Here is a 6,025-nt window from a genome sequence, read left to right on the forward strand (position 1 = left end):
CCTCCGCCCCGTATGACGGGGCACCTCCCCAGCGAAGCTGGGGAGGAGCGTGAAATGCGCGCCCACATGGGAAATGCACTGCCCGACTACGGAGCCCTACCTGGCGGCAACGAACCTCGCGATGGTTAGAACGAGCGCGGCCTGCTCCGGGGCGGTGTTCACCGCGAAGCGCTGCCAGTCGCCGCTCTCGCGAAGGTCGGCGAACAGACCAGCCGGATCCTCGTGGAAATGGAGCACGGCGCGCGACCTGCAACAGAACACGCCGCGCGAATTCTCCTTCAGCCGGTCGTGCGGTCGCAGTTGGGCCAGCAGCAGCTTCAGCCGATCGAGGGTGGCGGCTGTCGCGCGCTTCACGCCGCGGCCTTGGCCTTGAGCGCCTGAGCCACCTTCGAGGCGGGCTCGCGGCCGAGCGCGACGCAGATGTCGCGGCCGGCCTGGGCGATGGCGTCGAGGTCGACGCCGTGCTCGATGCCGAGCCCGTTGAGCAAGTAGATCACGTCTTCGGTGCCAACGTTGCCCGACGCACCCTTGGCGTAGGGACAGCCACCCAGGCCGGCGACCGCCGTGTCGAACACCGCGATCCCCCGCTCCATGACTGCCAGGATGTTGGCCAGCGACTGGCCGTAGGTATCGTGGAAGTGCGCCGCCAGCTTTTCGCGCGGGACCTTCTCGGCCACGGCATCGATCATGGCGACGCAGTCCGCCGGCGTGCCGACGCCGATCGTGTCGCCGAGCGAGACCTCATAGCAACCCATGCGGAACAGCCGCTCCGACACCTCGGCGACCTTCGCCGGCGCCACCTTGCCGTCGTAGGGACAGGCGATCACGGTCGAGACGTAGCCGCGCACCTTCATGCCATGCTTTTGCGCCGCCTCCATGACCGGGGCGAAGCGCTCGAAGCTCTCGTCGATCGAGCAGTTGGTGTTCTTGCGGCAGAACGCCTCGGAGGCGGCGGTGAACACCGCGATCTCCTCGCAGCGCGACTCGATGGCGCCGTTCATGCCCTGCTTGTTGGGCACCAGCACCGGATAGGCAATACCCGGCCGGCGCACGATCCGCGCCATGACTTGGTCGGTGTTGGCCATCTGCGGCACCCATTTGGGCGACACGAAACTGCCCGCCTCGACGGCGCGGTGTCCGGCCGCCGACAGCGCATCGATCAGCGCCACCTTGGACGCGACCGGGACCGGCCTGGCCTCGTTCTGCAGGCCGTCACGCGGCCCCACCTCGACCAGCCGGACGTGCTTCGGAAACTTCATCGCAACCTCCACGGACGGAGGCGCATGTTACGCGATCTGGCGGACGATGAGATATGTGCCCAGCAGGAAGAGGCCTGCGAAAAACACCCTGCGGAACGTCACCGGCGCGATGTGGCGGCGCACGACCTGCCCGATCGCCATGCCGGCCAGCGCCGGGGCGAGGCCGGCCAGCGACATCGCGGCCGACGCACCGGAAAACCCGCCGCCCTGCAGCAGCCCGCCCGCCAGCGCCAGGGTCGACACGGTGAAGGAAAGCCCGAGCGCCTGCACCAGATCGTCCTTGTCGAGGCCGATCGCCTGAAGGTAGGGCACCGCCGGCAGCACGAACACGCCGGTGGCGCCGGTGACAAAGCCTGTCGTCGCGCCAACCACCGGCGAGGCCCAGGCTTCGTGGCGCGCTGCCAAGGAGAAGCGCGCACCCGACAGGCCGATCACGGCATAGGCCACCAGCGCGAGCCCCAGGGCCAGCCGTGCCACGCCACCGACGTCGCTCGCCAGCACGCCCGACGCGAGCAGCGTGCCGACGACGACACCGGCCATCATGCTCCACAGCCGGCGCGCCGGCGCAATCCAGCTCGGTCCGGCCAGCAGCTGCCAGACGTTCGTCACAAGCGAGGGCATGACCAGCAGGGCCGCCGCTTCGACCGGCGCGAAGACCAGCGACAGCAGGCCCATGGCGATGGTCGGCAGGCCCATGCCGATCACGCCCTTGACCACGCCCGCGAGCAGGAACACCAGGCCGGCAAACAGCCAGGAAAGCGAGAAACCATCCATCTGCCGACCCTGAGCGCGGCTCGACCGGTCGACAATGCGGAAGGTTCGAGGCCTGCCTCAGGCGTAGCCGAAGGCTCTTGACCGAGCGACAATGATCCCATGCGCCTCGATCTCGTAGACCTCCGCCTGGTCCTTCATGTCGCGGAAACCGGCAGCATCACCCACGGCGCGGCGCGTTCGGCGATGGCGCTCGCCTCGGCAAGCGAGCGGATCCGCACCCTCGAGGAGACCCTCGGCACCGCGCTGTTCGACCGCAAGCGCCGGGGCGTCGGCCCGACGGCAGCCGGCCTCACGGTGATCCAGCACGCGAGACTGGTGCTGCAGCAGATCGAACGCCTGCGCGGAGACCTTGGCGAACACGCACGCGGGGTCCGCGGCCGGGTACGGCTGTCGTCGAATACCGCAGCCAGCCTCGAGTTCCTGCCCTCGGCGCTCGCCAGCTTCCTGCAGGCACACCCGATGATCGACGTCGATCTCACCGAACGGCCGAGCGGCGAGATCGTGCGCGCGATCGCAAATGGCCAAGCCGATGTGGGCATCGTCGCCGATGCCGTGGATTCGGCGGCCGAGCTCGAATCCTTCCCCTTCGCCGAGGATCGCCTGGTGCTCGTGACGCCGCAGCGCCATGCTCTCGGCCGGCGCCGGCGGATCGCTTTTCGAGACACCCTCGCTTGCGACTTCGTCGGCCTGGCACCGGGCAGCGCCCTGCAGGATCACCTCGACGATCACGCCGCGCGGACCGGGAGCCGGCTCAAGCTAAGGCTGCGGCTCCCGGGCGGCTTCGACGCCGTCTGCAGGATGGTTGAAAAGGGTATCGGCGTCGCCGTCGTCTCGAGGACGGCGGCGTTGCGCTGCCGCAAGTCGATGGCGCTGCAGGTCATCCCGCTCGTCGATCCGTGGGCGCTCCGTCGCCTGCGGATCTGCCTCAAGAGCCTCTCCGGCCTGCCGATCCATGCCCGATCGCTGGTCGAGCATTTGCGCGGGCTTGCGGCCGAGGACGACGAACGCTCTTCGCGCCGCTGAACCATCGCCGGGAGCTTGCCATTTATGCGCCACAGGAGTTTGCCACCAGCCTGCTGGTCGACCCGCATGGATGAAACTCATGGCTGGGAGCGCGTCACTCCGATGGCGCGCTCATGGGACCTGTGATCGAGAAGATGAGCGCCATCAGAGTGGCGCGCTCCCGGCACATCGCCGCTCCGCTGGCGAACTTGGGGAGGAGCGAGAACTCCTTGCCGGTCAGCCCTGGATGACGCCAGCAGGTCGGCATCGGGCAACCTGTCCTGCCACAGCGCGTCAGTCTTCGTCGTCGTCGTCTTCCTTGCCGCCATCCATCAGGGCGCCGGCCAGGATGCCGGCATTGGAACGCACCTTGTTCTCGATCGCCTGGGCGACCTCGGGGTGCTCCTTGAGATAGTTCTTGGCGTTCTCGCGGCCCTGACCGATGCGCTGGCCATCGTAGGAGTACCACGAGCCTGACTTCTCGACCACGCCGGCCTTCTCGCCGAGATCGATCAGCTCGCCGGTCTTGCTCACGCCTTCGCCATACATGATGTCGAACTCGACGACCTTGAACGGCGGCGCCACCTTGTTCTTCACGACCTTGACGCGCGTGCTGTTGCCAACCACCTCGTCGCGGTCCTTGAGCGCGCCGATGCGGCGAATGTCGAGGCGGACCGAGGCGTAGAATTTCAGCGCATTGCCGCCGGTCGTGGTCTCCGGATTGCCGAACATGACGCCGATCTTCATGCGGATCTGGTTGATGAAGATCACCAGCGTGTTCGACTTGGAGATCGAGGCGGTGAGCTTGCGCAGCGCCTGGCTCATCAGGCGGGCCTGCAGGCCGGGCAGTGAATCGCCCATCTCGCCCTCGAGCTCGGCACGCGGCACCAGGGCAGCGACCGAATCGATCACCAGAACGTCGATGGCGCCGGAGCGGACCAGCGTGTCGGCGATCTCCAGCGCCTGCTCGCCGGCGTCAGGCTGCGAGATCAGCAGATTGTCGATGTCGACCCCGAGCTTCTTGGCGTAGCCTGGATCGAGAGCGTGCTCGGCGTCGACGAAGGCGCAGGCGCCGCCCTTCTTCTGAGACTCGGCCACGACGTGCAGGGCGAGCGTCGTCTTGCCCGAGCTTTCCGGACCGTAGATCTCGACGATGCGGCCCTTGGGCAAGCCGCCGATGCCGAGCGCGATGTCGAGCCCCAGCGAGCCGGTCGAGATCGCCTCGATCTCCAGCGCCTCGCGCTGGCCCAGCTTCATGATGGAGCCCTTGCCGAACGCCCGCTCGATCTGGGCCAGGGCGGCGTCGAGCGCCTTGTTCTTGTTTTCCATGCCGTCCTTCTCGACCACTTTCAGAACTGCAGACATCAGCTGTCTCCTCGTTCTCCCACGCCCCAGTCAGGAGCGGCAATGCGGAAAAGTCCGCCGGGGGTTGGCGCCAATGTACCTATTTTGTTCCAATTGTTTTCCATGCCGTCCTTCTCGACCACTTTCAGAACTGCAGACATCAGCTGTCTCCTCGTTCTCCCACGCCCCAGTCAGGAGCGGCAATGCGGAAAAGTCCGCCGGGGGTTGGCGCCAATGTACCTATTTTGTTCCAACGAACAAGGGGACAGTCAACCTGCTGATATGAAATATCTTCTTGACATATGTTCCAGGTATGTTCGCACTATTGTCGGCTCCCGGTGCGTCTCGCCGGCTTGATGGCCAGCAACTTGTCCACGCTGGCGGGCCGCCGGACGGTCTGCAGGCACTGGGCATAGGTCCGCAGAATCCACTCCCGATCGGCAACCGGACGCGCCGACCGGCCCGGCGCAAATCGCCGGCCTTCGGTGCGCGCGATCAGCTTCACCAGCTCCAGGGCGACGGATTCGTTGATGACATCGACCATGATGGTTGCCTCCCGATAGTGTGACCGACCATCCCTTGCGCTTGGCCGGATTGGCAAGGTCCGTGCGTCCACTTCGCGCTAGACTCCCGCGGCCTCCCTCACCACGTCTCCGTCCGGATCCTCCCCACGCGTCATGCCAGCAAGCCGTGTCGTCAAGTGCGCCAAATGCAAGGTGCCCCTCGTAGGGCCTGACGACGCACGCCCCGACAGCCTCATTTCCTGCCCGAGCTGCGGCGCCGGCGACACCCGCGAGAATGTCGAGCGCGAGGTTGCCGAATACATGGCGAGCGGTGTCTCGCAGGCCCTCGACGCCATGGTCGAAGGCTTCGCCCTGGGCCTCGGTCAATCATCCAATCTCGAAGGTCCGCGCGCTGAGCGAATATTTCGCTTCATCATCGACGAGGAGTCCTGAGGCGTCGCCGGCCCAAGCCGGCCTTGGGACCAATGGCTCAGAGCACCGACTTGAGCGTGCTGCGGCTGATGTTGGCTCCGCAGATCACGATCAGCGAACGACCGGTTGTCCACGCTTCGCCAGCGCCGAGAGCGCCTGCGATCGCGACGCCCCCTGCCCCCTCAAGCAACATGTGATGGGCATCGATGAAGAGTCGCATCGCCTCGGCGATCTCTTCCTCGGAGACCTCGACCCAGTGGTCGACGTAGTCGCGGCAAAGCGCCAACGTGATCGTATCCGCCTCGACGCCCCCGGCCGTGCCATCGGACAGGGTCGGCAACAACGGCAGGTCGAGAATCCTGCCGGCTCGAACCGACTGCGCCATGACAGGGGACGCGGCAGGCGAGCAACCGATGATGCGGATGCCCGGCTTCATCGCCTTCAGACAGAGCGCGACGCCGCCAATGAGGCCGCCGCCGCCGACCGACACGAAGACGTTGTCGATGCCTCCGGCCGCCTGCCGCCATGCTTCCAGGCCAAGCGTGCCCTGGCCCGCCACGATCGCCGCGTCGTTGTACGGAGAGACGAACGTCAAGTTGCGTTCCGCCGCCCAGCTGCGGGCATGGCTCTCGGCAACAGCCTCGTCGTCGCCGAAGAACGCCACCTCGGCGCCCAGCCTGCGGATGTTCTCGACCTTGAGCGCCGACGCCT

General features: G+C 66.6%; 9 protein-coding genes. 2 read left to right on the forward strand and 7 right to left on the reverse strand.

Translation table 11 applies throughout. The features are described from left to right. Positions 1-96: 96 nt before the first annotated feature. From ACILR9_RS36785 to ACILR9_RS36795, 3 genes are read right to left on the reverse strand one after another with little or no spacing between them, the layout of a single operon-like run. On the reverse strand, positions 97-354 hold the full coding sequence (locus ACILR9_RS36785; protein WP_395714965.1) for a hypothetical protein: 258 nt from the start codon (positions 352-354) through the stop codon (positions 97-99). Then, positions 351-1,259 carry a hydroxymethylglutaryl-CoA lyase gene (locus ACILR9_RS36790; RefSeq protein WP_395714966.1) on the reverse strand — a complete coding sequence of 303 codons (909 nt, stop codon included), beginning with the start codon at positions 1,257-1,259 and terminating at the stop codon, positions 351-353. Before ACILR9_RS36790 ends, ACILR9_RS36785 begins: the two co-directional genes overlap by 4 nt. 27 nt (positions 1,260-1,286) lie before the next feature. Beyond that, positions 1,287-2,033, reverse strand: a complete 747-nt coding sequence (locus ACILR9_RS36795; RefSeq protein ID WP_395714967.1) for a sulfite exporter TauE/SafE family protein — start codon at positions 2,031-2,033, stop codon at positions 1,287-1,289. A gap of 99 nt (positions 2,034-2,132) precedes the next feature. On the opposite strand from ACILR9_RS36795, the gene ACILR9_RS36800 reads away from it, so the two are divergent. Beyond that, positions 2,133-3,056 (forward strand): LysR substrate-binding domain-containing protein, encoded by a 924-nt coding sequence (locus tag ACILR9_RS36800; RefSeq protein ID WP_395714968.1) that lies wholly within the window; start codon positions 2,133-2,135, stop codon positions 3,054-3,056. A 273-nt stretch (positions 3,057-3,329) separates the two neighbouring features. On the opposite strand, the gene recA is transcribed toward ACILR9_RS36800, so the two are convergent. The 3 genes from recA to ACILR9_RS36815 form a co-directional block, all read right to left on the reverse strand. Next, positions 3,330-4,400 carry a recombinase RecA gene (recA, locus tag ACILR9_RS36805; RefSeq protein ID WP_395714969.1) on the reverse strand — a complete coding sequence of 357 codons (1,071 nt, stop codon included), beginning with the start codon at positions 4,398-4,400 and terminating at the stop codon, positions 3,330-3,332. Further along, positions 4,400-4,540: a hypothetical protein gene (locus tag ACILR9_RS36810; RefSeq protein ID WP_395714970.1), complete on the reverse strand. Its 141-nt coding sequence runs from the start codon at positions 4,538-4,540 to the stop codon at positions 4,400-4,402. The genes recA and ACILR9_RS36810 overlap by 1 nt, the downstream gene beginning before the upstream one ends. Before the next feature lie 161 nt (positions 4,541-4,701). After that, positions 4,702-4,923, reverse strand: a complete 222-nt coding sequence (locus ACILR9_RS36815) for a hypothetical protein (RefSeq protein ID WP_395714971.1) — start codon at positions 4,921-4,923, stop codon at positions 4,702-4,704. A gap of 133 nt (positions 4,924-5,056) precedes the next feature. Between ACILR9_RS36815 and ACILR9_RS36820 the strand changes: the two genes are divergently transcribed. Further along, the gene (locus ACILR9_RS36820) at positions 5,057-5,335 is read left to right on the forward strand and encodes a hypothetical protein (protein ID WP_395714972.1); all 279 of its coding nucleotides are present in this window, start codon (positions 5,057-5,059) and stop codon (positions 5,333-5,335) included. A gap of 37 nt (positions 5,336-5,372) precedes the next feature. Here ACILR9_RS36820 and ACILR9_RS36825 read toward each other — a convergent pair. Continuing rightward, a partial coding sequence (locus ACILR9_RS36825) for a pyridoxal-phosphate dependent enzyme (protein ID WP_395714973.1) occupies positions 5,373-6,025 on the reverse strand: 653 nt, incomplete at its 5' end.

The organism is Reyranella sp. (genome assembly GCF_044224635.1).
Taxonomy (GTDB): domain Bacteria; phylum Pseudomonadota; class Alphaproteobacteria; order Reyranellales; family Reyranellaceae; genus Reyranella.